This is a genomic window from Pseudovibrio sp. Ad37, from assembly GCF_001623075.1.
Classification (GTDB): domain Bacteria; phylum Pseudomonadota; class Alphaproteobacteria; order Rhizobiales; family Stappiaceae; genus Pseudovibrio.
Window position 1 is genome coordinate 73,290 of sequence record NZ_LMCF01000024.1, and the last position, 24,012, is coordinate 97,301.

The 24,012-nt window shown below is 52.0% G+C and carries 22 protein-coding genes; 10 read left to right on the top strand and 12 right to left on the bottom strand.

The window, feature by feature from the left end; genetic code table 11:
* Nucleotides 1–26: 26 nt before the first annotated feature.
* From PsAD37_RS06680 to PsAD37_RS06690, 3 genes are read right to left on the bottom strand one after another with little or no spacing between them, the layout of a single operon-like run.
* Nucleotides 27–2,321, bottom strand: a complete 2,295-nt coding sequence (locus tag PsAD37_RS06680) for an FdhF/YdeP family oxidoreductase (protein WP_063295485.1) — start codon at nt 2,319–2,321, stop codon at nt 27–29.
* 46 nt (nt 2,322–2,367) lie between these two features.
* The gene (fdhD, locus tag PsAD37_RS06685; protein ID WP_063295593.1) at nt 2,368–3,120 is read right to left on the bottom strand and encodes a formate dehydrogenase accessory sulfurtransferase FdhD; all 753 of its coding nucleotides are present in this window, start codon (nt 3,118–3,120) and stop codon (nt 2,368–2,370) included.
* Nucleotides 3,121–3,150: 30 nt separating this feature from the next.
* On the bottom strand, nt 3,151–3,996 hold the full coding sequence (locus tag PsAD37_RS06690; RefSeq protein WP_063295486.1) for a patatin-like phospholipase family protein: 846 nt from the start codon (nt 3,994–3,996) through the stop codon (nt 3,151–3,153).
* A 215-nt stretch (nt 3,997–4,211) separates the two neighbouring features.
* On the opposite strand from PsAD37_RS06690, the gene PsAD37_RS06695 reads away from it, so the two are divergent.
* The gene (locus tag PsAD37_RS06695; RefSeq protein WP_208860111.1) at nt 4,212–4,979 is read left to right on the top strand and encodes a LuxR family transcriptional regulator; all 768 of its coding nucleotides are present in this window, start codon (nt 4,212–4,214) and stop codon (nt 4,977–4,979) included.
* Between the two features lie 330 nt (nt 4,980–5,309).
* On the opposite strand, the gene purD is transcribed toward PsAD37_RS06695, so the two are convergent.
* Complete coding sequence (purD, locus tag PsAD37_RS06700) at nt 5,310–6,590, bottom strand: phosphoribosylamine--glycine ligase (protein WP_063295487.1); 1,281 nt, start codon at nt 6,588–6,590, stop codon at nt 5,310–5,312.
* A gap of 120 nt (nt 6,591–6,710) precedes the next feature.
* Between purD and PsAD37_RS06705 the strand changes: the two genes are divergently transcribed.
* Together PsAD37_RS06705 and ubiA are read left to right on the top strand one after the other, a co-directional pair.
* On the top strand, nt 6,711–7,199 hold the full coding sequence (locus PsAD37_RS06705) for a hypothetical protein (RefSeq protein WP_063295488.1): 489 nt from the start codon (nt 6,711–6,713) through the stop codon (nt 7,197–7,199).
* A 71-nt stretch (nt 7,200–7,270) separates the two neighbouring features.
* The gene (gene ubiA / locus PsAD37_RS06710; RefSeq protein WP_063295489.1) at nt 7,271–8,215 is read left to right on the top strand and encodes a 4-hydroxybenzoate octaprenyltransferase; all 945 of its coding nucleotides are present in this window, start codon (nt 7,271–7,273) and stop codon (nt 8,213–8,215) included.
* A 108-nt stretch (nt 8,216–8,323) separates the two neighbouring features.
* Here ubiA and PsAD37_RS06715 read toward each other — a convergent pair whose 3' ends face one another.
* Entirely contained in the window at nt 8,324–8,923 is a 600-nt protein-coding gene (locus tag PsAD37_RS06715; RefSeq protein WP_063295490.1) for a DUF6101 family protein, read from the bottom strand.
* Nucleotides 8,924–9,240: 317 nt separating this feature from the next.
* On the opposite strand from PsAD37_RS06715, the gene PsAD37_RS06720 reads away from it, so the two are divergent.
* The 6 genes from PsAD37_RS06720 to lpxK are packed head-to-tail and all read left to right on the top strand — an operon-like array spanning nt 9,241 to nt 14,733.
* Nucleotides 9,241–10,584, top strand: a complete 1,344-nt coding sequence (locus tag PsAD37_RS06720) for a TldD/PmbA family protein (protein ID WP_063295491.1) — start codon at nt 9,241–9,243, stop codon at nt 10,582–10,584.
* Nucleotides 10,571–11,365 (top strand): 3'(2'),5'-bisphosphate nucleotidase CysQ, encoded by a 795-nt coding sequence (locus PsAD37_RS06725; RefSeq protein WP_063295492.1) that lies wholly within the window; start codon nt 10,571–10,573, stop codon nt 11,363–11,365. Before PsAD37_RS06720 ends, PsAD37_RS06725 begins: the two co-directional genes overlap by 14 nt.
* 50 nt (nt 11,366–11,415) lie before the next feature.
* Complete coding sequence (locus PsAD37_RS06730; protein ID WP_057462263.1) at nt 11,416–11,658, top strand: DUF4170 domain-containing protein; 243 nt, start codon at nt 11,416–11,418, stop codon at nt 11,656–11,658.
* 48 nt (nt 11,659–11,706) lie between these two features.
* A complete protein-coding gene (locus tag PsAD37_RS06735) occupies nt 11,707–12,402 on the top strand; it encodes a lysophospholipid acyltransferase family protein (RefSeq protein WP_057462264.1) in 696 nt (231 codons plus the stop codon).
* 24 nt (nt 12,403–12,426) lie between these two features.
* Entirely contained in the window at nt 12,427–13,716 is a 1,290-nt protein-coding gene (locus PsAD37_RS06740) for a 3-deoxy-D-manno-octulosonic acid transferase (RefSeq protein ID WP_063295493.1), read from the top strand.
* 3 nt (nt 13,717–13,719) lie between these two features.
* A complete protein-coding gene (gene lpxK, locus PsAD37_RS06745) occupies nt 13,720–14,733 on the top strand; it encodes a tetraacyldisaccharide 4'-kinase (protein ID WP_063295494.1) in 1,014 nt (337 codons plus the stop codon).
* On the opposite strand, the gene PsAD37_RS06750 is transcribed toward lpxK, so the two are convergent.
* The 5 genes from PsAD37_RS06750 to PsAD37_RS06770 all read right to left on the bottom strand — a co-directional run bounded on the left by PsAD37_RS06750 (nt 14,730) and on the right by PsAD37_RS06770 (nt 20,793).
* Entirely contained in the window at nt 14,730–14,951 is a 222-nt protein-coding gene (locus tag PsAD37_RS06750) for a DUF2093 domain-containing protein (RefSeq protein ID WP_093517470.1), read from the bottom strand. The genes lpxK and PsAD37_RS06750 overlap by 4 nt on opposite strands.
* A 104-nt stretch (nt 14,952–15,055) precedes the next feature.
* Nucleotides 15,056–16,420 (bottom strand): MATE family efflux transporter, encoded by a 1,365-nt coding sequence (locus PsAD37_RS06755; RefSeq protein WP_063295495.1) that lies wholly within the window; start codon nt 16,418–16,420, stop codon nt 15,056–15,058.
* Nucleotides 16,421–16,426: 6 nt separating this feature from the next.
* The gene (locus tag PsAD37_RS06760) at nt 16,427–16,849 is read right to left on the bottom strand and encodes a helix-turn-helix domain-containing protein (protein WP_057462269.1); all 423 of its coding nucleotides are present in this window, start codon (nt 16,847–16,849) and stop codon (nt 16,427–16,429) included.
* A 146-nt stretch (nt 16,850–16,995) separates the two neighbouring features.
* Nucleotides 16,996–18,774, bottom strand: a complete 1,779-nt coding sequence (locus PsAD37_RS06765) for a monovalent cation:proton antiporter-2 (CPA2) family protein (RefSeq protein WP_063295595.1) — start codon at nt 18,772–18,774, stop codon at nt 16,996–16,998.
* A 114-nt stretch (nt 18,775–18,888) separates the two neighbouring features.
* Nucleotides 18,889–20,793: a monovalent cation:proton antiporter-2 (CPA2) family protein gene (locus PsAD37_RS06770; protein WP_063295596.1), complete on the bottom strand. Its 1,905-nt coding sequence runs from the start codon at nt 20,791–20,793 to the stop codon at nt 18,889–18,891.
* Nucleotides 20,794–21,010: 217 nt separating this feature from the next.
* Here PsAD37_RS06770 and PsAD37_RS06775 point away from each other — a divergent pair, with 217 nt between their 5' ends.
* The gene (locus tag PsAD37_RS06775) at nt 21,011–21,760 is read left to right on the top strand and encodes a transglutaminase family protein (RefSeq protein ID WP_063295496.1); all 750 of its coding nucleotides are present in this window, start codon (nt 21,011–21,013) and stop codon (nt 21,758–21,760) included.
* 67 nt (nt 21,761–21,827) lie between these two features.
* Here PsAD37_RS06775 and tldD read toward each other — a convergent pair whose 3' ends face one another.
* On the bottom strand, nt 21,828–23,252 hold the full coding sequence (tldD, locus tag PsAD37_RS06780; protein WP_063295497.1) for a metalloprotease TldD: 1,425 nt from the start codon (nt 23,250–23,252) through the stop codon (nt 21,828–21,830).
* Nucleotides 23,253–23,367: 115 nt separating this feature from the next.
* Entirely contained in the window at nt 23,368–23,973 is a 606-nt protein-coding gene (locus PsAD37_RS06785; RefSeq protein WP_208991739.1) for a LysE family translocator, read from the bottom strand.
* Nucleotides 23,974–24,012 lie beyond the last annotated feature (39 nt).

Below are 24,012 nucleotides of genomic sequence, written 5' to 3' on the forward strand. Positions count from 1 at the left end.
CTTGTGCCTCTCTCAAAACAGCGAAATCAAGAACGCCTGCGAGACTTAGACAGTGACACGGGAATAGCCTTGCTCGTTGGGGTGCCGGATTGATCGCCTACGGAGTAAACTGGAACGAGGACATTCACCTCCGGGAAGTAAGAGGCGATGCAGCCCTGTGGCATGTCGTAGGGCACCACCTGAAAATCGAGAGCACGCCGATTGCGTCCATCTTCGCTCACCGTCCCGATATCAACCTTTTCACCCTTGGAAACACCCGCTCGTCGCATGTCGATCGGGTTCATGAACACCACCTTGCGCCCGCCAGAGATACCTCGGTAACGGTCGTTGAGTGTGTAAACGGTGGTGTTGAACTGATCGTTGGATCGAAGGCTCTGCAAGGTGAACGTGAGCTTGGGGGCTCTGGAGGTTTGCTGTGCCGATGTCGCAAGCGGAAGCGAGTAGCCGGAAAACTCAGCTTTGCCGGACTTTGTTGCCCACCTTCGGTCGGCAATCGGATTACTCAGATAAAATCCGCCCGGCGTTCGCACCTGGCCGTTAAACCCGGCAAACTCGGGCAGCACTTCCTCAATCTTTTCCCGAATGCGATCGTAATTCTCAATGTAATGCGTCCAGTTGACCACCTTGTTGCCAACGGTCGCTCTGGCCAGTCCGGCAATAATCGCAGGTTCTGACATCAAAAGATCAGAGGCTGGCGGATTTACTCCAGTAGATCCATGGATTCTGGAGAGTGAATCCTCCACAGTGACCATCTGCTCACCAGAACGCTGGTCGTCGTATTCAGTGCGGCCCAGGCTAGGCAGAATATAGGAGAGGGCACCTGTCATCAGATGACTGCGGTTCAGCTTGGTTGCTATGCTCACCGTCAGGCGACATTTGCGTATGGCTTCTTCTGTCAGGTTTGTGTCCGGCGCAGAGCGGGTAAAATTGCCTCCAAGGCTCATAAAGACCCGCAGCTTGCCCTCATTCATCATCTTGATGGATTCAACAGCATCAACACCGGCATCCATCGGCGGTTCAAACTCAAAGGCTTGCTGCAAAGAGGTGAGAAATTCCTCAGAAGGGTCAGAGGTAATGCCCATACGGCGAATACCCTGCGTGTTCGCATGGCCCGGCATAGGGCAAGCTCCAGCCCCCCGCTTGCCAACGTTTCCGCGAATAAACAGCAGGTTCATCATCTCGCGGATTGTTGCAACAGAGTGTTTGTGCTGGCTGATCCCTGTGCCCCACGTGATGATCGGGCGATCTGCCTGCACATAAATCGCAGCTGCTCTTTCAATCTCGTCGCGGGAGAGGCCAGACTGGTCTTCAATCTCTTTCCAAGGCGTCAGTTCAAGCGCTTTCTCATAGCTCTCAAACCCGTTGCAGTTCTCTTCAATAAACACCCGGTCAATATGGCTATGGGTGAGTATGCGCTCATAGTCCCACGCCAGAATGGTCTTCACCATGCCGCGTACAGCCGCCATGTCACCGCCCAGCTTCGGGGTGAAGAAATGGCTCGCAACAGGTGCGGAACCAAACCGCATCATCTCCAACTGGTTCTTGGGGTCTGCGTAGCGCTCCAGTCCGCGCTCTTTAAGCGGGTTAAAGGAGATCACATGTGCGCCGCGCTGGGTGGCTGCACGTAACACCGGCAACATACGCGGGTCAGTCGAGCCCGGATTGTGGCCAAAAACAAAGATGGCATCCGCTTTGGAGAAGTCTTCCAGACGAACAGTGGCTAAACGGCTGCCTATCGCTTCTTCAAGCGCAATTCCGCTGGCTTCGTGGCACATGTTGGAGCTGGACGGGAAGTTGGTGGAGCCATAAACACGCCCAAACAACTGGTAAAGGAAGGCGGCCTCGTTGCTCGCATGACCGGAGGTGTAAAACACGACCTCTTTGGGATCTTTGATGCCCCGCAGTTCTGCACCAATCTCCTTGAAAGCTTCAGCCCAACTGATCTCGTTATAGCGGTCCGTTATTCTGTTATAGCGCAGCGGCGCTGTCAGACGACCCTGATCCTCAAGGTCAATGTCGGAAAAAGTCTGCAGTTCAGAAACCGTGTATTCCTGAAAGAAAGAGTCTGTAACCCTCTTATCTGTCATCTCGGTGGCCACGGCTTTGACGCCGTTTTCACAAAACTCGATGGACGAAGTCTTTTCAGGGTCAACCCACGCACAGCCAGGACCAATAAAACCTTCAGGCTGGTTGGTTTTCAAAACTGTCTGGATTCCTGAAGTAAGCGACGTGTTTTGCAACAGAGCCTGACCACAGCTCCACACGGCACCCCAGCCACCAGCGGGAGCTGTTGATTTCTTTGCAATAATAGTGTCGGACACGCCGGACTCCTCAGGCTCTTAAAACGCCCACGAACTTGATGAGTCGCTAGCTGTAGCGTGTGAAGCTGTATCCACGGTTGCAACTAAACAGATTTAAACAATTCTCTTGTGCTAGCTTGACAGCCAGATCGCTGGGCGTTGCCATCACGGCAAGCGTTCCCACTCGGGCACTGACGGCTTTTTGCACCAGATCAGAGCTGCACCGGCTTGTTGTGATGACCAGATCAACGGATTCACCACTGCGCACGCCAGCACCAAGCGCTTTGTCCATGGCGTTGTGTCGGCCAATATCTTCACGCACAGCCAGTAGCTTATCACCACAACATACCGCAGCTGCATGCAAGCCTCCGCCATAAATACCGTTGAGTGTTTGCTTGGATTGCATCGCTTCAAACATGGCCCCAATGCTCGCGGTTTTGGGAGCAGGCTGCTGGGAAAGCGGGGTGAGGGCACGTAAGGCGGCACGAATGCTATCAAGACCGCACAGGCCACAGCCAGACGTTCCGGTCAGCAGGCGCTTGCGCTTCAAAGCCGTGAAGAACAACTCATCATCAATATCCAGATTGACGCTGATGCCTTCCTCGCCATGCTCATTCAGATTGATCGAGCGCACATCGCTGATGGAGGACACAATCGACTCGCTAATAGCAAAGCCAACGGCAAAGTCTTCCAGGTCTCTGGGCGTGGCCATAAACACAGCAAAGCCTTCTCCATTCAACGTCACCGCAATGGGGACTTCTGGAGGAAGTTTTCTGCCTTCAGCAATCGGTGTTTGCCACTCAGGGTCCAGAATAGACAACCCAGACTCCACTTCTTTCTATTCTTCTTATCAAGAGATTAGGTAGTTCTCGATCTTTTGGTCAAGCTCAACCTTTACCTCATCACGAAGCCCGGCGCTATCCTCCAATATTTCTCGTGCCTTCAAAAAATCAAGCACTTGATATTGCTTGATGTTTGGGAAGATCGAAAGATCAGGTGCGCGCATCTTCAACTTTTCCTGAGAAATGGTCTGCATGAGGATCTGGGTCGCCCCAAACACGCTTTCTGTCGCACTAGGAAAATCGCGTTTTTTACTTCTTTTGGGCGTGCCGACTACATCCACCGCAATCACCATGTCACAATCGCTCGGTAGTGCATCAAAGGGCAGCGGGTTTACAACGCCGCCATCAATGAGAACGGTATCGTTCAGGTGCACAGGCCGGAAGACAAACGGAATAGCGATACTGGCTGAGACCGCATCCACCAGATTACCTTCTGAAAACCGAACTTCCTCTGCCTTGTAGTAATCCGCGGCAATGGCCTGAAACGGGATGGAAAGCTCGGAAAAATCGTTCTTCAGCACATCCCCCACAAAGACTTCAAGCACGCGTTTGGAATCAAACTGACCAATGCTGGACTTACCACCAAGCAGATCCGCAAAGCGTTTGGGCATACTCACTTCAACCAGCTTGCTGAGCACCTTCTTCCACTCGCCAAGTGTTTCAAGAGTATACGCCTCAAGCTCGTCTCCGCTCACGCCACCTGCATATCCTGCACCAATCAAAGCGCCGATGGATGTACCGGTTATGGCATGAGGTGTGATGCCCATGTCATCAAGAGCTTGCAAAACCGGGATATGGGAGAGACCACGGGCGCCTCCGCCACCAAGGGCAAGGCCAATCTTGGGAGTGCTCATTGAAAGCCTGATCCTTTAATAACTCTCATTAAAAATATAGGTGCTCTGGTTTGCTTTCCAATTGAAAACCGAGAGAAATACCGTGATAATCACGAATGACGAACATAGATAAACAATAGATGGGCACTGGGGCAAACATATCAATTGATTTGGTGGCAGTTAAGCACACAGCTTGGCTGGTTGATATGAAGCAAGGCTCCAATCTTGCGGTGTAAATGATGAACTATTCCATGGGTTATCCGGCAGGCTTTGATCGAAATCTACTGCAGTTTTCTCAAGATCTATGGAACTGTTCGTCCCTGCAAAGCCGCTGGGAAGAACTTACCAGTTTTGCTGAAAAGCTGGGGTTTGAAAAGGGTGCCTACATCATCGTTCCCAAAATCGAAGGCCGTGTAGAAGACCGGCAGCCGATTTGCTTGTCAAATCACGCAGATGATTGGGTCGATCATTACAACAGCCATCATTACTACTTCAAAGATCCCGGTATGGATCACCTGCTCAGCGGCAAGAAAGCGGATCAGCTCTGGACGGATTACACCGTCAGACCAACCGGGAAGATTGATGAAGGCTTCTTCCATGATGTCCGCTCAGCGGGGTTGAAGTTTGGGGTGACCATCCCGGTGGACTGCTCCAACAAGCATTTGGTCGGTGGTGCCAGCTTTGCCTCTTGTGAACGGACACAGCTCGGCTTTGATGCACAGATGACGGCAAAGTATCCGATCCTGAAAGGTGCGGTGCAACTTTTCCATACCTACGCGCAAGAACCTGAAACCCTGAGTGAGTTTTTCGGGTTCACGCCGAGGGAGCATGAATGTCTGCTGTGGTTGACGGCGGGGAGGGCAAATAAAGAGATTGCCCACATCCTGAATCTCTCAGAGAAAACCGTAGAACATCACATCAAACGGGCCTGCAAAAAGCTGCGAGTGACGAACCGTACGCATGCCGTTGCTCGTGCTATGACCTTTCAGTTGCTTTCGCCCTAGGCCGTCGCAACTTTAAGGGGTAGGGGAAAATCCCCCATTGTTATGAGTTGTGCATTTATGCATAATCAAAATTGCTAGAGGTTGCACTTTAGCTCCTGCATGGCAACTTTTCGCCTCGTGCAGTTGTTTGTGGTAGTTTATCAATTTGATCTGTTGGTTGGGCACAGGCTGTCGTTGTCCAACTGAAAGTGTAGATAAATTTAACTCCTCCGAAGCTTGCTTCGGAGGTTTTTTTTGGCAATGACATCAGTCGGCACAAAAAAGTCGGAAAAAAAAGAGCGGCTCGAAAAGCCGCTCTCTGTAAACTCAGGTTATTGGGTAAAGAACCGCTTAGTCCTGCTGCTCACGCTCAACAGCGCGCCAGCCGATATCTTTGCGGTAGAACCCGCCCGGCCAGTTGATCTTCTCAACGGCCGCATATGCTTTTTCACGCGCTTGAGAAACAGTCGCCGCCCGCGCTGTGATGTTCAGAACACGCCCGCCATTGGACAGCAGTTTGTCATCAGTAGAAACAGTACCGGCATGGAAAATCTCCACATCCGGGTCAGCAGCAGCCTCAGTCAGGCCTTTAATCTCACTCAACTTCTCATAGGAGCCCGGATAGCCCTTGGTCGCCATCACAACAGTGATCGCAGGATCTGTGTGCCATTCCGCGTCTACCAGATCCAATGTCCCTTCAGCGCAGCCAAGCAGAATCGGCAGTAGATCGGTCTTCAGGCGCATCATCAGAACCTGACATTCCGGATCGCCAAAGCGCACGTTATACTCAATCAGCTTCGGACCGTCCTTCGTGATCATCAGACCTGCATAAAGCACGCCTTTGAACGGACAACCCTGCGTTTTCATGTCTGCAATGGTCGGGTGAATGATCTCTCTCATCACCCGGTCCCTCATCTCCTCGGTCATCACAGGGGCAGGGGAGTAAGCACCCATACCGCCAGTGTTCGGACCTTCATCACCATCGAACGCTCGTTTGTGATCCTGTGCTGTCGCCAGCGGGAGAGCATTCTTACCGTCTGAAAGAACAAAGAAGCTGGCTTCTTCGCCTTCAAGAAATTCTTCAACAACCACTTCTGCGCCAGCATCACCGAAGGCACCGTCAAAGCAGCTGGTGACTGCATCGAGTGCTTCCTGCTCGTTCATGGCCATGATGACGCCCTTACCTGCAGCAAGGCCATCTGCTTTCACCACGATCGGAGCGCCTTGCTCACGAATGTAGGACTTAGCAGCCTCGGCATTATCAAACCGGCGATATGCAGCGGTTGGCACGTTTGCGCGGGAGCACATGTCCTTGGTGAAACCTTTTGACCCTTCCAGCTGAGCAGCAGCCGAAGAAGGACCAAACACACGCAAACCAGCATGAGTAAGACTGTCAGACAGGCCATCAACCAGTGGAGCTTCCGGGCCAATTACAACAAAATTGATGTCGTGGAGGCGGCAGAACTCGATAACACTGCGATGATCAGTCGGGTCCAGTGCAATACACTTGGCAAATTGCTCGATGCCTGCATTGCCCGGGGCAACAAACAGTTCGTTCAGCACCGGAGATTTCGCCAGAGACCATGCCAGCGCATGTTCACGCCCGCCAGAACCGATCAGCAGAATATTCATTGAAGTAGACCCTGAAAATAAGAAGGGAACAGGTTCCCCAGTTGTGCGTCTAGGATGTGATGCAGCCTGTAGCATGAGTATGGCTCACAGTAAACGAACAACAGCTCTGGAGAGACCAAAATGCCCCGTCCATCAGTCGAACTGTTGCTGGTTACACCACTGTTTATGAATGAATTCTTCGAGCTTCTGGCAAAATGGGGAGAGCAAGACACCCTTTCAGAGCCGGTTCGTTCGCTGGAAGAAACTGCCCGCAGGTTGCTGGTAGACCCAAGTGCAGGGCAGGCATGGTTGATCAGGAGCACGGGAAAAAGCCTCGGGTTTGTGCTCGTAAGCTATCGGTATAGCGTACGGGCCGGCGGCAAAGTCGGGTTCATTGAGCAGGTAGCGCTCGCTCCAATGGAAGGGATTGAGCGACTGTTACCTCCTGTGCTGCAAGCATTGGAGGATGATCTGGCACAAAAGTCTGTCGTTAAAATGGAAGTTTCGCTGAAGAGACCGGAGCGAAAGACCAGAAAACAGTTCTTCGAGGAATTTGGCTTCTTGACGCAAAGTGTTGATCTGTTGGAAAAGACAATTCACTACGAAGAGGAATTTCCTCTCAGCTTTTAAAGCGAACTTGGAATTTGCTGTGTGAAGGGAAACAAGCGCAGATAAGCTCCAGACATGACGGTGAGGTGGCAATGTTCAATACCAAAGACACTGGTCCAGTTGCAGATGCAGTAAAGCGTCATTGGGTTGACACGCGCTTGCCGCCAGGCCTTCGCCCCTTTGCTCGTCTTGCCAGGTGGGAGCGGCCAATCGGCTGGTACCTGCTTATGTGGCCGTGTTTGTGGTCTCTGGCCCTTGCATCCAATGCAGCAGGATCTGCCATCCCAAACATCTGGTACGCCGTGCTGATGTTTATCGGCGCAGTGGCAATGCGCGGCGCAGGCTGTACCTACAACGATATCGTTGACAAGGATATTGACGATAAGGTCGAGCGCACACGCTCTCGTCCAATTCCCTCAGGTCAGGTCTCCAGCAAACAAGCCAAAATCTTTATGGCACTGCAAGCGCTCGCCGGTTTGGTCGTACTGCTGCAGTTCAACACCTTCACCATCGTCCTGGGCATATCCTCTCTGGCAATTGTTGCTGCCTACCCATTCATGAAACGCATCACCGACTGGCCACAGTTCGTGCTTGGTCTGGCGTTCTCCTGGGGGGCATTGATGGGATGGGCCGCTGTCTTTGGCAGCCTGTCACTGGCACCGGTACTGCTGTATTGCGGAGGTATCCTCTGGACAATCGGCTACGACACCATCTACGCCCACCAGGATAAAGAGGACGACGCTTTGGTCGGTGTGCGCTCAACAGCGCGATTGTTTGGTGAAAAAACCCGTCAGGCTCTTGTCATTCTTTATGGCGCAACAGTTGTTCTGTTTGCAGGCGCCTTCATTGCTGCAGGCAGTGGCCCACTTGCATTTGCTGGATTAGCGCTTGGTGCGTTTCACCTGCTGAACCAGATCCGTGTATTGGACATTGACGATGGCGATCAGTGCCTTCAGCTCTTCAAGTCCAACTCAACCTTTGGCTTGATCCTGTTTATCGGATTGGTGCTGGATGGCCTCGCGACCTATTACCTTTAGAGCGTATTCCTGAAAAGTGGTTTCGGTTTTCAGATAAGAATACGCGTGAAAATAAAGGCTGAGAGCATGTTATGTGAATGGAAATGAACACAACAGGCTCTAAGAGTTTCAACGCCGCAAAGATGTGAAACGGCGGGAGCTGGCGAAAATCTTCTGCAGTCGTGTTGGCTTGCCTGTTTCGCGGCCAACAAGAAAACGCGGGCGTCGTCCAGTCAAGGCACGAAGCTTTCTGCGTGGCAGCGCCTCACCTTTAGAGCAAGTGTTAAGTCCAAGACGGGCCAACTTTGAGGTGCCATCGCTATCAATCATGAGCAGTGGTAGTGCCAAAACATCTGACCAGGCTTCCCAGTAATCCGCTGTCAGCTCCATATCTGTGCTGGTATAAAGCGGAATGCTCAAGGCATGATCGCGACGCAGTAAAATGACCTGATACTCAAGCTCATCACTAATCTCATTGACTGTCGCTCTGGCACCAACACCAGAGTAAGACCCAAGCGGAACCGTTAAGGTCAGCGGAAGACCGCCCATCTCACGGCGTATAAGCACCTTGTCTGGATCAATGCGAATATCGGATCTGTTAACGCCCGGTGTTTCAAGAAGATCATCTGGCAGCTCCGCTTGCATACGAAACGGCAGCGAGACACTCACACGATTAGTGTGGTTGTCGTTGCTCGCAAGGCCCAAAAACTGCGATTTGTAGTTGGTCACGGAACTGCCCCTCCCTCCACAGGTGTGGAGGTTTCAATTCATCATCTTTTCAAACTAGAGGAAAATTACAGGGTAGAATCTGCGTAAGTTCTTAACTCGAATGGTTAAAAAACTCTGTTTTTAAAGAGGCTTAGCGAACCTTTTCCGAACTTGATAAAATTCTAACTATCTTTAAGTGGGCTCATTTATACGCCAAGCCATACTTGGCAAGTTGCTGCAATTTCTGCGTACAGCCCCGCGATTATTGGCAGGTGTGCTTGCTCTTAAGACAGGCACGCCCTAAACACGAAGAGCAAGATAACAGGAGGTCCATGCGAATGTCTGACGCAATTGCCAATTCAAAGCTTGAAGAGCAGGCAGTGAGCTTGGTGGAAGCTGCAAAAGCAGCCGGCGCCGTTGCAGCAGACGCAATCGCAGTTACGGGCATGTCACTGTCTGTTTCCGTGCGTGAAGGCAAGGTTGAAAACACCGATCGCGCAGAAGGCAATGACGTTACACTCCGCGTATTTGTCGGCAAGCAGGTTGCCAGTATTTCGTCCAATGCAAGTGACGATCCTGCTGAGCTTGCAGCCCGTGCCGTTGAAATGGCAAAGGTCACGCCGGAAGATCCATACGCTGGGCTTGCTGAACCTGAGCGTCTCCTCAAAGACATCCCTCATCTGGACCTGATAGATCCACGTGAGGTGAATGCCGATGAGCTGACCAGAACCGCGCTCGACGCTGAAGCTGCGGCTCTCGCAGTTGAGGGCGTCTCCAAATCAGGCGGTGCAGGCGCAAGCTGGGGGCTTTCTGGCATTGTGCTGGCGACAAGCCACGGCTTTGTTGGAGCCTATCAGCGTTCCCGCTCAGGCTTTTCCATGACAGCCATCGCTGGCGAAGGCACTGGCATGGAGCGTGATTACGAATTCGATTCCCGCACCTATTGGGATGATCTGATGTCTGCGGAAGAAGTGGGCCGGATTGCAGCAGAGCGCACCGTGCGCCGCCTCAATCCGCGCCAGCTGGAAACCCGAAAAGCGCCGGTGGTTTATGAACCACGCACAGCGCGCTCCCTGCTTGGTCACTTTGCAGGCGCGATCAACGGAGCAGCCATCGCCCGTGGAACCAGCTTCCTGAAAGATAAAATGGGGCAACAGGTCTTCGGTAAAGGCATCACCATCTCCGATGATCCGTTCAAGGCGCGCGGTGGCGGGACCGCTCCATTTGATGCGGAAGGCACTGGAGCTCAATACCTCAACATGATCGAGGACGGTATTCTGGGTCATTGGTTCCTTGACGGATACGCTGCGCGTGAGCTTGGCCTGACCTCAAATGGTCGTGCACGCCGTTCCGGGTCCTCCACCTCTCCAAGCGCAACCAATCTGACGCTTCAGGCGGGTGAGAAAACACCGGAAGAAATCTTAAGAGATATCGGCGAAGGTTTGTTGGTAACGGATTTGATTGGTCACGGTGCAAACGGTGTAACAGGTGACTACTCCCGAGGAGCTTCTGGTTACTGGGTCGAAAATGGCGAAATCGCCTATCCAGTGAGCGAAATCACCATCGCAGGCAACCTCAAGGACATGTTCCTGAACCTGACACCGGCATCTGATCTGGACGAACGATATGCAGTGGCTACGCCAACAGTGGTTATCGAAGGACTGACGATTGCCGGAAGCTAACAAATATAGCGTGCAGGAAGATTTGGAGCTGCTGGTTTCAGCAGCTCTGGAGGGCGGCAAGATCGCCCTTTCTTATTTTGGGAACTCACCAAAAAACTGGACCAAAGAAGGTGACTCTCCGGTGTCTGTCGCTGACATCGAAGTCGATCAGTTTCTGGCCTCCAAACTGCGTGAAGCTCGCCCCGACTACGGTTGGCTTTCGGAAGAAACGGAAGACGATCTCGTCCGTAAAGACTATGAGACAGTTTTTATCATCGACCCTATTGATGGAACACGTGCGTTTTTGAATGGGCGCGATGAGTGGTGCCTGTCGCTGGCAGTGGTCAAAAATGGTCGCCCTACAGCTGGCGTAATTTTTTGCCCGGTGCGTGATGAGCTTTACACCTCCGTAGAGGGAGGAGGCAGCTATCTCAATCAGGAAAAGATTGCGGTTTCAGACCGCCCGTCCGTCACCGGCGCCTACATCGCAGGCCCAGTCAGTTTCCTTGAAAAAGAAGGTGTAAAGAGTGAGCAGATTCGGTTCAGTCCGTATCTGGGCTCACTTGCCTACCGTTTTGCACTGGTTGCCTGTGGGAAATTGGATGCAGGTCTGGCGCGTGCAAGAGCCCGCGATTGGGACCTTGCCGCAGCGGATTTAATCATCAGTGAAGCTGGCGGCCAGTTAGTAGACTTGTCTGGATCGACCCTCTACTACAATAAAACTAGAACAAATCACCCCGGACTAGTAGCATCTTCTGCCAAATTGTTTAAAAGGCTTCAGGGAATATCCGTAGAGGATTAATCCTTATCGGTTTCCGGTCGGACTCTCTGTGAAGAAGGTGAGCGAACACTATGAGTGCTCAAGAAGAAAACCAACAGCTACTTCACCTCGTGTTTGGTGGTGAATTAGAAGATATCAGCAATGTTCGCTTTAAAGATCTTAAGGATCTGGACATTGTAGGCATCTACCCGAACTATGCTGAGGCACACGTCGCGTGGAAAGCAAAGGCGCAAGGTACCGTTGATAACGCATTGATGCGTTACTTTATTGTACACATGCACCGTCTGCTTGATCCGGGCGCAGAAACCAAGTAAGTACTGCGCCTCCCGGGAATTCTGCCCGAACTCAAATGGGCTTGTGAAATGTTGAAAAAACTAGGCAAACACCCGCTTGTCATGAAGCTTGCGGGCACTGCCATGGCGTATTATCTGCTCTTTGTCTACAAGAGCAGTAAACTCACCATCGATCCTCCAGAGGTCTATGAGGAACATGAGGAGGGTGCACCATTCATCGCGTCCATGTGGCACGGTCAGCATTTCATGTTGCCCTTTGCTTGTCCAAAGCACTGGGACATTAGGGTTATGATTTCCCGCAGTGCTGACGGCGAAATGCAAGCGGTTTGCGCATCAAAACTGGGGCTGGGTACAATCCGGGCCGCTGGTGCGCAGCGCTCCAGTCAAATCAAAAAACGTGGAGGCATGCGCGGCTTTATTGAAGCTGTGCGCGTACTCAAAGCAGGCGCCACAGTCTCCATGACAGCAGACGTGCCTAAAGGCCCTGCGCGTAAGGCAGGCAAAGGCATCGTACAGCTGGCCAAGCACTCCGGTCGGCCAATCCTGCCCGTAGCAATGGCAACCAGCCGTCATTATGACCTTGATACTTGGGATAAGGCATCCATCAATTTGCCGTTCAGCCATATTGGGTTATGCTTTGGTAAACCTATTCCTGTGCCGGCTGATGCAAGCGATGAACAGGTCGAGGAAATTCGTCAGCGTCTGGAAAACAGCATGAACGAAATAACTGACAAAGCTTACGCAATCGCCAAATCAGGCAAATAACAAACACTGGCAGAACTGGGTCCCATGAGTTCAGTGATCTTCAGAGTCTATCAAGGTCTTGGCCGTCTGGCCGCGCCGCTCCTTGTTGGCTTGTACAAGTTGCGCGCCCGCCAGGGTAAAGAAGATCAGAACCGCAAAGGGGAACGGTTTGGTGTCGCTTCCAAAGAGCGCCCATCTGGCAACCTGATTTGGATTCATGCCGCAAGTGTAGGAGAGGCCAACGCCGTCTTGCCGCTTGCAAAGCAGGTCGTTGACAGTGGCTCCAAAGTTCTGCTCACAACAGCGACGCTGACATCTGCACAGGTGGTGGAAGCCTCAGCGCCTGAGGGCGTGATCCATCAGTTTGTTCCTTATGATACGCGCGGCAACATCAAGAGGTTTCTGAACCATTGGTCACCTTGTCTGGCAATCACAGTTGAATCAGAAATCTGGCCTGCAACATTTCATGAGCTGGAAAAGCGGCAAATCCCACTGATCATCGTCAACGGACGCATGTCAGAAGGTTCCTTTTCAAATTGGAACCGTGTTCCCTCCTTTGCCCATTCAGTCTTTGGAACCGTTGATTGCGTGCTCGCCCAGTCAGATGACGATGCAGCCCGGTTCAAGCAATTGGGTGCAATCCGCGTCAGGCCTACGGGCAATATCAAGTTTGACGGCAATATCCCTGAGTGTGACCCGGTAGAACTCGCTGACTTTAAAGATCAGCTCGAAGGTCGCGCACGATGGCTTGCAGCCAGCACGCACCCAGAGGAAGAAGTTGAGATTGCCAAGGCTCATCAAGAGCTCAAGCACAAGTTTGATCGCTTGTTGACGATTATCGTTCCAAGACACCCGGTCCGGGCACAGGAAATTCGTGACGAGCTGGAGCAGATGGGCCTTGTGTGCACTCAGCGCTCTCGAGGCGAAGCCATTACCAATGCGACCGATATCTATATAGCAGACACGCTCGGCGAGCTTGGCTTGTTCTATCGTGTTGCACCGATTGTGTTTATGGGCGGCTCTCTGAGGCCAATCGGTGGGCACAATCTCCTTGAACCAGCTCAAGTGGGCTGCGCGATCCTATCTGGTGTGCACACTCAGAATTTTGCATGGATCTATCGTCACTTCTCAAAGGAAGAAGGCGTTCTTCTGGTACACAATACAGGTGAGTTAGCTGCTCAAGTCGAAAGCCTGCTTCACAATCCAGAAGATGTTCAAAAACGGGCTGATACAGCAAAAGCGCTGGTCGAATCTGGACGCGGTGCTCTTGCGGCGACACAGCTTGAGCTGCAGCAGTATTTGCCTGTGAAGCAGCCAGCAGCAGGGAAGGAGTAGAAGATGAACGCTCCTGACTTCTGGTGGACACGAAACGGAACCTGGCAAGCCAAACTCTTGAGCCCGTTAGGTGCTCTTTACGGCTACATGGCGACACGTCGTTTCAAGTACAATCCCAGATACAAAGCCCGCCAGCCTGTCATCTGCATTGGCAACTTCACAGCAGGCGGTACCGGTAAAACACCATTCGCGCTGGCGTTGAACGCCCTGTTGAAAGAGGCTGGCCACAAACCCGGCTTTCTTCTGCGTGGCTACGGTGGTTCGATTAAAGGACCGCTGCTTGTAGAGCCGTCAAAATATGCTGCCGCAGAAGTCGGCGATGAAGCGTTGTTACTGGCACGCCGCGGCCCAACTGTGATCTCTGCTGATCGTACAGCTGGTGCCAAGCTTCTGGAAGAGCAGGATATTTCTGTCATCATTATGGATGATGGGTTCCAGAACCCGTCTTTACATAAGGACTTCTCTATCGTTCTTCTGGATGCGAAGACCGGTATTGGCAATGCCAGATGTATTCCGGCTGGTCCATTGAGAATGCCGTTCAAGAAACAGCTGCAGCAAGTTGGTCTGCTGATGGTTGTGGGTGAGGGCGATGCGAGTATCGATCAGCAGATGGCGGCACAGCAAGCTGGGATCGATTTGATGCACGCCGCAATCCGTCCTGTATCTGCGGATGCCTTGGATGGGGAACGCGTGCTTGCATTTGCTGGAATTGGTCGACCTGAAAAGCTCTATGCCAGCCTGCGGGAGGCGGGAGCTGAGGTCATTGAGACCATGTCCTTCCCAGATCATCACTACTTCACGAAAGAGGACGCACGCCTCATACTGCGTGAAGCTGAAGCGCAGGACTTGCTGCCAATCACGACCACAAAGGATTACGTGCGTTTGGATGGCCGTGAAGAGCAGTCGATCGCGCGGCTTGCAAACGTGACAAGTGTGCTGGAAGTGGAGATGAAAATCGCTGATCCAGACGCCCTCATTGAGCGCCTGAAACCTGTGCTGGACTGCGGAAAGTCTTAGGCCTGTAAGCCGTTGCTCTCATAGGCTTTAAGGGCTGCATCCGCATCAATGTACGCTTCCTGGCGAGATACACTCCAGTACTTGAGTTCTTCAAGCATGATCGTTTTGCCAGTGATCGCACACTTTACAAAGTTACCTGGTGCTTTCACCTGATAATCACCATCTAAGTATTGGATACGTGCTTCTGTTGGAACGCGTGGCTGTTCAAAACGGTTCATTATTTCAGCATCCAGAGTTGTTGCGTTTTTCCTTTCTTACCGCTCAAACCTTAAAAAGGCCAGCGGTAAGAACAAGCATCTTATGCAAATCAATCTGGCAGCAATTAAGCAGCTGCCAGTTTCTCCTTGCGGATCTTGTCGATCGTTCGCCAGCAAACATATTGGGCCAGAAAGGCGAAGACGACACCGCCAATAGCTTGCCCTGCCAGAACACCATTTGCCTGGTAGAAGTAAGCGCCAGCAATGGTGAACGGGATAGTCCCAAGAGTTGCTCTGCCCCAGTTAAACAGCATGGAGTAAATTGGGAAACCCAGATTGTTGAACACAGCATTGGTGACAAACAAAGCCGCATTGAACAAGAAACCAGCTGCCGCAAATGTACAGAAGAAGAAGACCAGTGAGGCGCTGTCACCTTCAGCATTGAAGAACTGCACCAGTGGCTCCTGCAACATAAACAGCAAACCCCAGGCTGACAGCGTGTAAATTACGATCAGTAAAAGAGAATCCTTCACAACCTTGCTAAGCCGGTCGAATTCCATGGCCCCAAAATTCTGGCCAATAATAGGACCAACTGCGCCGGAAAGAGCGAACAGCGCGCCGAAAGCAACAGGAATAATCCGGCCTACAATTGCGAAGCCCGCGACTGCTCCATCACCAAACTGGGCCATTTCCGCAATAATCCAGGCATTACCTGCTGGTGTTGCGATGTTGGTCAACATTGCTGGTGTCGCCACTTTGAACAGATCGACCGTATCGCTGACAGTCTTCGAAATCTCAGGCTTGCCGAGCATGTTGTGCTTGATGATCAGGATATAAAGGCCAACACCAACCATCACTAGGCGAGAAACAACAGAAGCGATTGCAGCACCAGTGATGCCCATATCAAACCCGAAAATTAGGATCGGATCTAAAATGGCTGTCACAAAGCCGCTGGACAAAGTCACAAACATCGCACCACGTGCATCACCCACGGATCTCAACAGTGCAGAAAGCACCATTGCACCAACGAGGAACGGCATGGAAGGCACGACGATGTAAAGGAAGAGCAACGTAAAATCGAGCGTTCGCCCAGACGCCCCGAGCAACATCGCCAGATCATCCAGAAATGCCAGACTACCAGCCACGACAGCGAGTGATATCAGTGTTGATATTATAAGCGACATGCTCACAAGGCGGTGTGCGCCTTTCACATCACCTTGCCCGATACGCCGGGCAACGGAAGCACTGGCGGCAATGGAAAGTCCAATGCCAATTGCAGAGTTGAAAAACATGATGGTTCCGGCATAGCCAATTGCCGCCGCAAGTTCTTCAATACCCAACTGTGCAATGTAAAAAAGGTTTGCAAAATCAACGAGAAAAATAGCAATCAATCCGACTGAGCCGGTGGATGTCATGACCAGCACATGGCGCATGGTCGAGCCATAGGTGAATTTTGCATCCCGTGTGCCGGATGAAGTTGGTCTGGACATAAAAACTCACTTTTGGCGATGCTGATAGCAATCGCAAGAGAGGGCCTCAATGACCCTGCAATCGTGTATCTTTCCGCTGGAACAGTGTTTCAGCATCTTCTTCAGCTCGGTTTGTAGGCTTTGGAGACGAATAATCTTGTCTTCCACCTCAGTCAGGTGAGCCCGTGCAATCTCGTCTGCGCCCTCGCAGTCATCCTCCGGGTGTTCCTTAAGCAGCATAAGGCTCTCGATCATTTCCAAAGAGAAACCGAGATCACGGCCATGACGGATGAAAGAAAGTCGGTTCAGGTGGTCTTCGCCATAACGACGCTGACCGCCCTCAGTGCGCGGAGGTTCCGGAAGCAGCTTTTTTTGCTCGTAAAAACGAATAGTCTGGACTTTAACGCCAGCCTTCTTCGCAAGATCACCGATTGAGTATTCACCAGCCATATCGAACCATACGGATTAATGTGGTCTCTGCGAGAAAGCAGTGCCGCAGATCACGAAATGTTGAAATGAGAGCGGACCACGCCCACGCAATAAATGTGCTTCAAATCAACGAGCGTCAAGAGCAGGGCTCTGATAACTTGATTTAATCAGTCAGGTTTTTCTGATTTGCTTTCATCGCGTGGCGTGCGCTGGTGTAACTTGTCAGAGCCAGCAAGATCACCACCGGCAAGCTGCATTGTCAGGCGTTCATCGTCTCGTTTGCGAACATCATCTTCGACTTCGTCAATACGGTCTGCCGGCAAACCAAGAAACTCAAGCGCTTTCCGACCAAAGGTCAGGCTGGACTCAAAAGTCTCACGGATCTGATAGTCAACGCCCAGACGGGTGAGATCAAGCGCATGAGCCCGGTCCGTGGCACGGCAATAAAGGGCTGCATTGGGGAACGCGGATCTGATCTGCAAAATTGCCTGCTTCATGACGCGGTCATCCTCAATGCAGAGAGCAATCAGGGTCGCATTCTCACCACCAGCTGCCTTGAGCACGTCTGGCCGCGTCGCATCACCATAATAAACCCTATAGCCATATTGGCGAGCATAGTTGATCCGGTCCGGCTTGTTGTCGAGAGCTGTGACGGAAATCCCTTCAGAAGTCAGCATCTGCGCAACCATCATACCAAAACGCCCAAATCCAACGATCAGTACGCTTGGACAAGCATCCTCAAAGGTCTCGATTTTATTGGTTGTGTCGCCATGCTTCTTCATCCGCTCCGCAACAAAATCCAGACCTACCGCACCCAGCGGTGTGAGCAGCATGGTCAAAATAACAATAGCGCTGAGGATATTCGCAGATTCCTCTGGCAAGATTGCCGCAGCAGTTGCCGTTGAAAACAGCACAAAGGCAAACTCCCCGCCTTGTGGTAGAGTAACTGCCACGCGCAGAGCATCAGAGTTGGAAGAGCCAAACAATCGAGATAGGCCCCAGAGCAGAATACCCTTGGTGAGCATGAGCAACACGACCGCAGAAACGACACGCTGCCAGTTTGCGACGATCAAATCAAGTTCCAGCGCCATCCCCACAGTCATGAAGAACAGACCCATGAGCATGGTACGGAAAGGCTCAATATCCGCTTCCAGCGTATGCCGATAGCTGGATTCCGCCAGCATCACACCAGAAAGAAAAGCACCCAATGCCATGGAGAGGCCAACAAGGCTCATCAAACCAGCACTGCCCAGAGCAACCAGCAGTGCTGCGGCAATCATCAACTCACGAGCGCCAGAAGCCGTCAAAAGCTGGAAGAGGGGAGAAAGCAGGAAGCGGCCCGCAAAGATTACAAAGCCAACAGCGGCGACAACTGTGACCACCTGCATAGCAATGGAAGCTTCTTCCACATCCGCTTCAGCAGGGGCCAGAATACTGACCATGGCAAGCAGAGGTACAATAGCCATGTCCTGCAGCAGCAAGATGCCGAAGGCTCGTTGGCCATACTTGGTGCTCAGGTGTCCACGCTCCTGCAGCATTTGCAAGGCAAAGGCTGTGGATGACAAGGCAAGACCAAGCCCGGCGATCAGGGCAACCTGCCAGGACAGGCCAAACACCATAGCGCCTAAGGTCAGTATTAAACCTGAGATAACAACCTGTGCCGTCCCAAGCCCGAAAATGTCTCGCCGCATGGTCCATAATCGGGCAGGTTCCAGTTCCAAGCCGATCACAAACAACAGCAGAACGACCCCAAGCTCAGCGAAGCCCAATATGCGCTCAGGCTCATTGAAGAAGCCGATGCCATAGGGGCCAATCGCCATCCCAGCTGCGAGGAAGCCGACCACAGCACCAAGGCCAAGCCGTTTGGTGATGGGCACAGCGATAACTGCAGCGGAAAGAACCACAATGGTTTCGATAAAGAACGGAGGGACGTGAGCTTCTGCCATTGGCATCCTAAAAAGCGGAATTCAAACTACTAAAACAGACTTTTCTGATTTCAGTCGATTTTGAGGGGAATACCTTAATTGTATCTAAGAGAAAATGTAGTTTTCCGTATAAAGCTAGTCTGAAGATGGCTTGTGTGGTGAAGTTTTTTCAGAATTCTCTGATTGTTCCTTCTCGGCCTTCTTTTCAGCTTCCGCAAGGCGGCGTGCAGGTTCGTTCAGGGCAGTTGATTCTGATTTCGGTTTGATCAAAGGTTTCACTGGCACATCGGGCAGTTTGAATTTCTTGTAACCCGCATACAGCCCACCCACCTGCTGCAACGCCAAAAGTTCAGCATCTCTACGCCGCACATCTGCAAGAATTTCATAGGTGCGGTCTTCATCCTCGCCCAACTCCTCCAGTATTTCCCGCCCGAACTGTAAAGCCGACTCCAGGGTCTCACGCAGCTGATAGTCTGCGCCCGCTGTCACAAGTTGAATAGCGTGACGACGGTCATGCGCGCGGGCGAAGATTTTGGCGAGCGGGAACTGTGTTTTCGTCATGCGCACAATCTGGCTCGTTGTCTCGGCCCGTTCCGTACAAACCGCAATCACACTGGCATTTTCCGCCCCTGCTGCCCGCAATACATTCAAGCGTCGCCCATCTCCGTAGTAGATACGGTAGCCAAACCGAGAGGCCTCCCGGATATGCTGTGCGTCTGTATCCAGAACGGTCACAGTTGAGCCCTGCGCAATCAACATCTGAGAAGCAAGCTGGCCAAAGCGCCCAAACCCGATCACCAGAACATCGGTGCGATCTCCCGTTGTATTGGGTATATCCGGCTTTACGGGCTCCGGTCTGAGCTTTACGCCAAACCATTGCGAGAGCCGAACACTCAGCAGAGTAAATGCCATGGTAAAAGAGATGATTGCGGAGAGCAGGCTGCTCTGATGCGGGTTCAGCAAATCAACGGCAACAGATGCTGAGAAGATGACAAACCCAAACTCTCCAGCTTGAGCCAGCAATCCACCGATCTGCAAACTGTTTTCTGGTGTGTGGCCGGACAAGCGGGTGATAGAAAAAATGCTCAGACACTTCACGACCATCAAACCAAAACTGCAGGCCAGCACCATCACCCAGTTCTGATAGACAAAGTTTAGATCGATGGACATGCCAACCGTGATGAAGAAGAATCCGAGCAACAACCCACGAAAAGGCTCCAGATCAGCCTCAAGCTCATGCCGGAAAGAGCTTTCTGCCAGCATCACACCCGCAATAAACGCGCCCAATGCACTGGAAAGGCCCACCGCCTTCATCAGCGCAGCTGCGCCGAGCACGGTAAGTAGCGCAGAGGCTGTCATCATCTCTCTGGCCCCAATACGGGCAAACAGCCGAAACAATGGCGTAAGCAAATAGCGGCCAACAGCAACCAACAGTAGGACGGTAGAGGCCATAATCAGCGCCGTTTCCCAGCCCGGCCTTTGCCCTGTATCGATGGAAACAGGTGCAACAATCGCCATCAATGCCAGAATGGGAACAATCATCATGTCCTGAAACAGCAAGATTGCGATAGAGGTCTGCCCCATAGGTGTTGTGCGATCACCGCGATCTTGTAAAATGCGCAGGGAAAGAGCTGTTGAGGAAAGGGCGAGCGAAAGACCTATAATGAGGGATTTTTGCCAGGTTAGTCCCGAGAAATAGATAACAAGTCCAATAAGAAGCGCAGAAAGACTCACCTGAGCAGACCCTGAGCCAAAAATCTCCTTACGCAGAGACCATAAGCGCCCAGGCTTCAGCTCCAGCCCGATCAGAAACAGCAGCATGACCACGCCAAGCTCGCCTATGGGCCGTAATTCATCAGGGGCACTAAACGGACTGCCGAGATACTGTCCAATTCCCCAAGGCCCTAAGATAACACCCGCAATCAGATAGCCGACGATGGTTCCGACCCGGATCAACTTGGCAAACGGCACCACCAGAATCGCCATGCTTAGAAACAGCATGATGTCTGTCACAAAATCCAGTTGGTGGAGTGTGATCATGAAAGGGTGCGGCTCATCATTATTTTTGCAAGAAGCTACAGACCCAGCGTAAATTCGGTTTGAACGGATTGCAGACAAGCTGAGGTAAATCTTCAGGACCCTTAACGAAGTGCCAGTTTGAGCTCTCAGGTTGTAGTGAAACAAGGTGCAATTTGGTGCTTGAACCTACAGTGACTAGAGCCTTTACAGTCGATTCATTCTCGATTGGAGGCGCAAAATGCTAGACAAACCCAACACGCAACCAGACATCCTGCTCAAGGAAACCCCACTACTCAACTTTAGAGCGCCAGCAATCCGGAAGCTTGTCGATCAGCGCAAATGGAAGGACCTCCCTCTCTTTGATCGCGCTGGAACAGTCTACGACTTCGTTCGCGATGAAATCCTGTTTGGCTACAACAAAGCAGACAATATTCCAGCAAGTCAGGTGCTGGCTGATGGAATAGGGCAGTGCAACACCAAAGGCACTCTCCTCATGGCACTGATGCGAGCCGTTGGAATTCCCTGCCGTCTGCACGGCTTCACTATCCATAAAGAGCTACAGCGTGGTGTGGTGCCGGAGTTGGTCTATAAGATCGCCCCGGATAACATTCTCCACTCGTGGGTTGAGATCTATCTGGAGGACCGCTGGATCAATCTGGAAGGCTTCATTTTGGATGATGTGTTTCTCTTCGCCTTGCAGCAGAAGTTCGTACCAAGCAGACAATCTCTATGTGGTTATGGCGTTGGCACCAACTGCCTCAGCGCGCCACAAGTCAATTGGGTAGGGCAGGACACCTACATCCAGAAAACAGGCATCAACAATGACTTTGGTACATATACGAGCCCAGACGATTTCTACGCCGAGCACATGCAGGCGTTTTCGCCAGTGATGAAGGTGCTTTATGAGAACGGTATTCGTCACGTGATGAACTGGAGAACCAACCGCATCCGTGCGGGCAAGGTGCCTATAATCCCTCTGCGGGATTAGAAGCATCACCACAAAGAAAAAGGGGCATCTCTGCCCCTTTCAAACTCATAGCACCTGTCTGAACCAATCAGGTTGCCGTGCCACCAATCGTCATTTCATTGATGCGCATGGTAGGTTGTCCAACACCAACCGGCACGCCTTGGCCGGCCTTACCGCAGGTTCCGATACCCGGATCCAGCTTCATGTCGTTGCCGATCATGGACACGCGTTTGAGCGCATCTGGACCATTACCAATCAGCATTGCACCTTTCACTGGAGCGCCAATCTTGCCGTTTTGAACACGATAAGCTTCCGTGCAGGAGAAGACGAACTTGCCAGAAGTGATATCCACCTGACCACCACCGAAGGATACAGCATAAATGCCGTCTTCAAGGCTCTCGATGATCTCCTGCGGGTCATCATTGCCAGCCTCCATGATCGTATTGGTCATGCGCGGCAAAGGTTGATGTGAGAAGGACTCGCGGCGGCCATTACCAGTTGGCTCAACACCCATCAGGCGTGCGTTCTGACGGTCCTGCATGTATCCAACAAGAACACCATCCTCGATGAGTGTGGTTCGGCCAGTCGGCGTACCTTCATCATCAACAGAGAGAGAGCCGCGACGTTTGGAAATTGTGCCGTCATCAACAATGGTCACACCTTTTGCGGCAACCTGCTGTCCCATCAAGCCTGCAAACGCAGATGTTTTCTTGCGGTTGAAGTCACCCTCAAGGCCATGCCCCACGGCTTCATGCAGCAAAATGCCCGGCCAGCCATTACCTAGCACCACGTCAAACGTTCCTGCAGGAGCAGGGATCGCTTCCAGATTGACCAGAGCCTGACGTAGAGCTTCTTCAACGGCATGCTGCCAGCTGGTCTCAGCAACAAACTCACCAAACCCTTCGCGGCCACCAGAGCCAAAAGAGCCGGTCTCCTGCTTGTCGCCGTCACCAGCCACAATGGAAACGTTGAGGCGCACCAGTGGGCGTACATCACGAATACGGTGACGGTCAGCACGCAGGATGTCGACTGTTTTCCAGCTGCCAGCAAGAGACACAGTTACCTGCTGCACACGCGGATCTTTTGCGCGTGCATAGGCGTCAATTTCCTGCAGCAGCTGCACTTTTTCAGCAAAGCTCGGGCTGCCAATCGGGTTTTCATCTGTGTAGAGCTTCTGATTGGTGCGAGCTGGCGGCGCTGCATAGGTACCGGAATGGCCGCTTTGTACAGAAGCCACTGCATCAGCTGCGCGTTTCAAAGCAGCCTCAGAAATGTCGTCGGAATGGGCATAACCAGAAGCCTCACCCACAACAGCGCGCAGGCCAAATCCCTGGCCAGTGCTGAAGGTGGAGGACTTCAGGCGTCCGTTGTCGAACACAAGTCCCTCGTTCTGGCTGTACTCCAGATAAAGTTCCCCATCGTCGGCGCCTTTCAGCGCTGCAGCAGTAATCTGGCGCGCTGTTTCCTCGTCCAGTCCAGAAGTCTGGAGAAGATCAATCGGTTTATCGCTCATGGGTAAAACTCCGAAATAATGGATTTGCTCTGTTGTGGCGAACAATCCGTGCACTTTCAAGGCTTACTATTCAATAAAGGAGGAGGGAAGGCCATCGCTCCCAAGTATTTGAGGGTCAATGCAAGAAGGCGAGTACCAATCCGGCACAAACCAGAACAGCTCCAGAAACCCGATCGAGCTTGAATTTTGCAGTGGGTGCTGACAACCAGTTGCGGGAATACCCGCCAAGCACGGCAATTAACCCATCAATGAGCACCGCCATGACAAGATAAGTCACACCCATCACCGCCAGCTGTGGGTCTGGCGGATATGCCTTATCAATGAACTGCGGAAAAAAAGCAGCCATGAACAGCAGTGATTTTGGGTTTGAAAGACCAACAAAGAAGCCAACTTTCAAATGCTTCCGGCCTCGGCTTTCTATCTTGTCATGCCGCCCCGCTCGCAGCCAGCTGGAGATGCCCAGAAAGATCAGATAGGCTGCTCCCCCAAGCTGAATAATCTCGAAGGCGTCAGGGTAGGTGTGCACCACCCAGGAAAGGCCAAGTACAACGGCAAGGATCTGAATAGCTTGCGCGATTGTCATGCCAGCCATAACAATCAAACCTGTTGAAGTACCTTCACGAGTGGACTTGGCCAATATCATCATCACGTTAGGGCCGGGGATCGCCAGCAAAACGAATGTTGCTGCAATAAATCCAAGGTAAAGACTGATATTCATCATCTGGATTTGATACCCAAATCTGTAATGGTGAACGCAAGC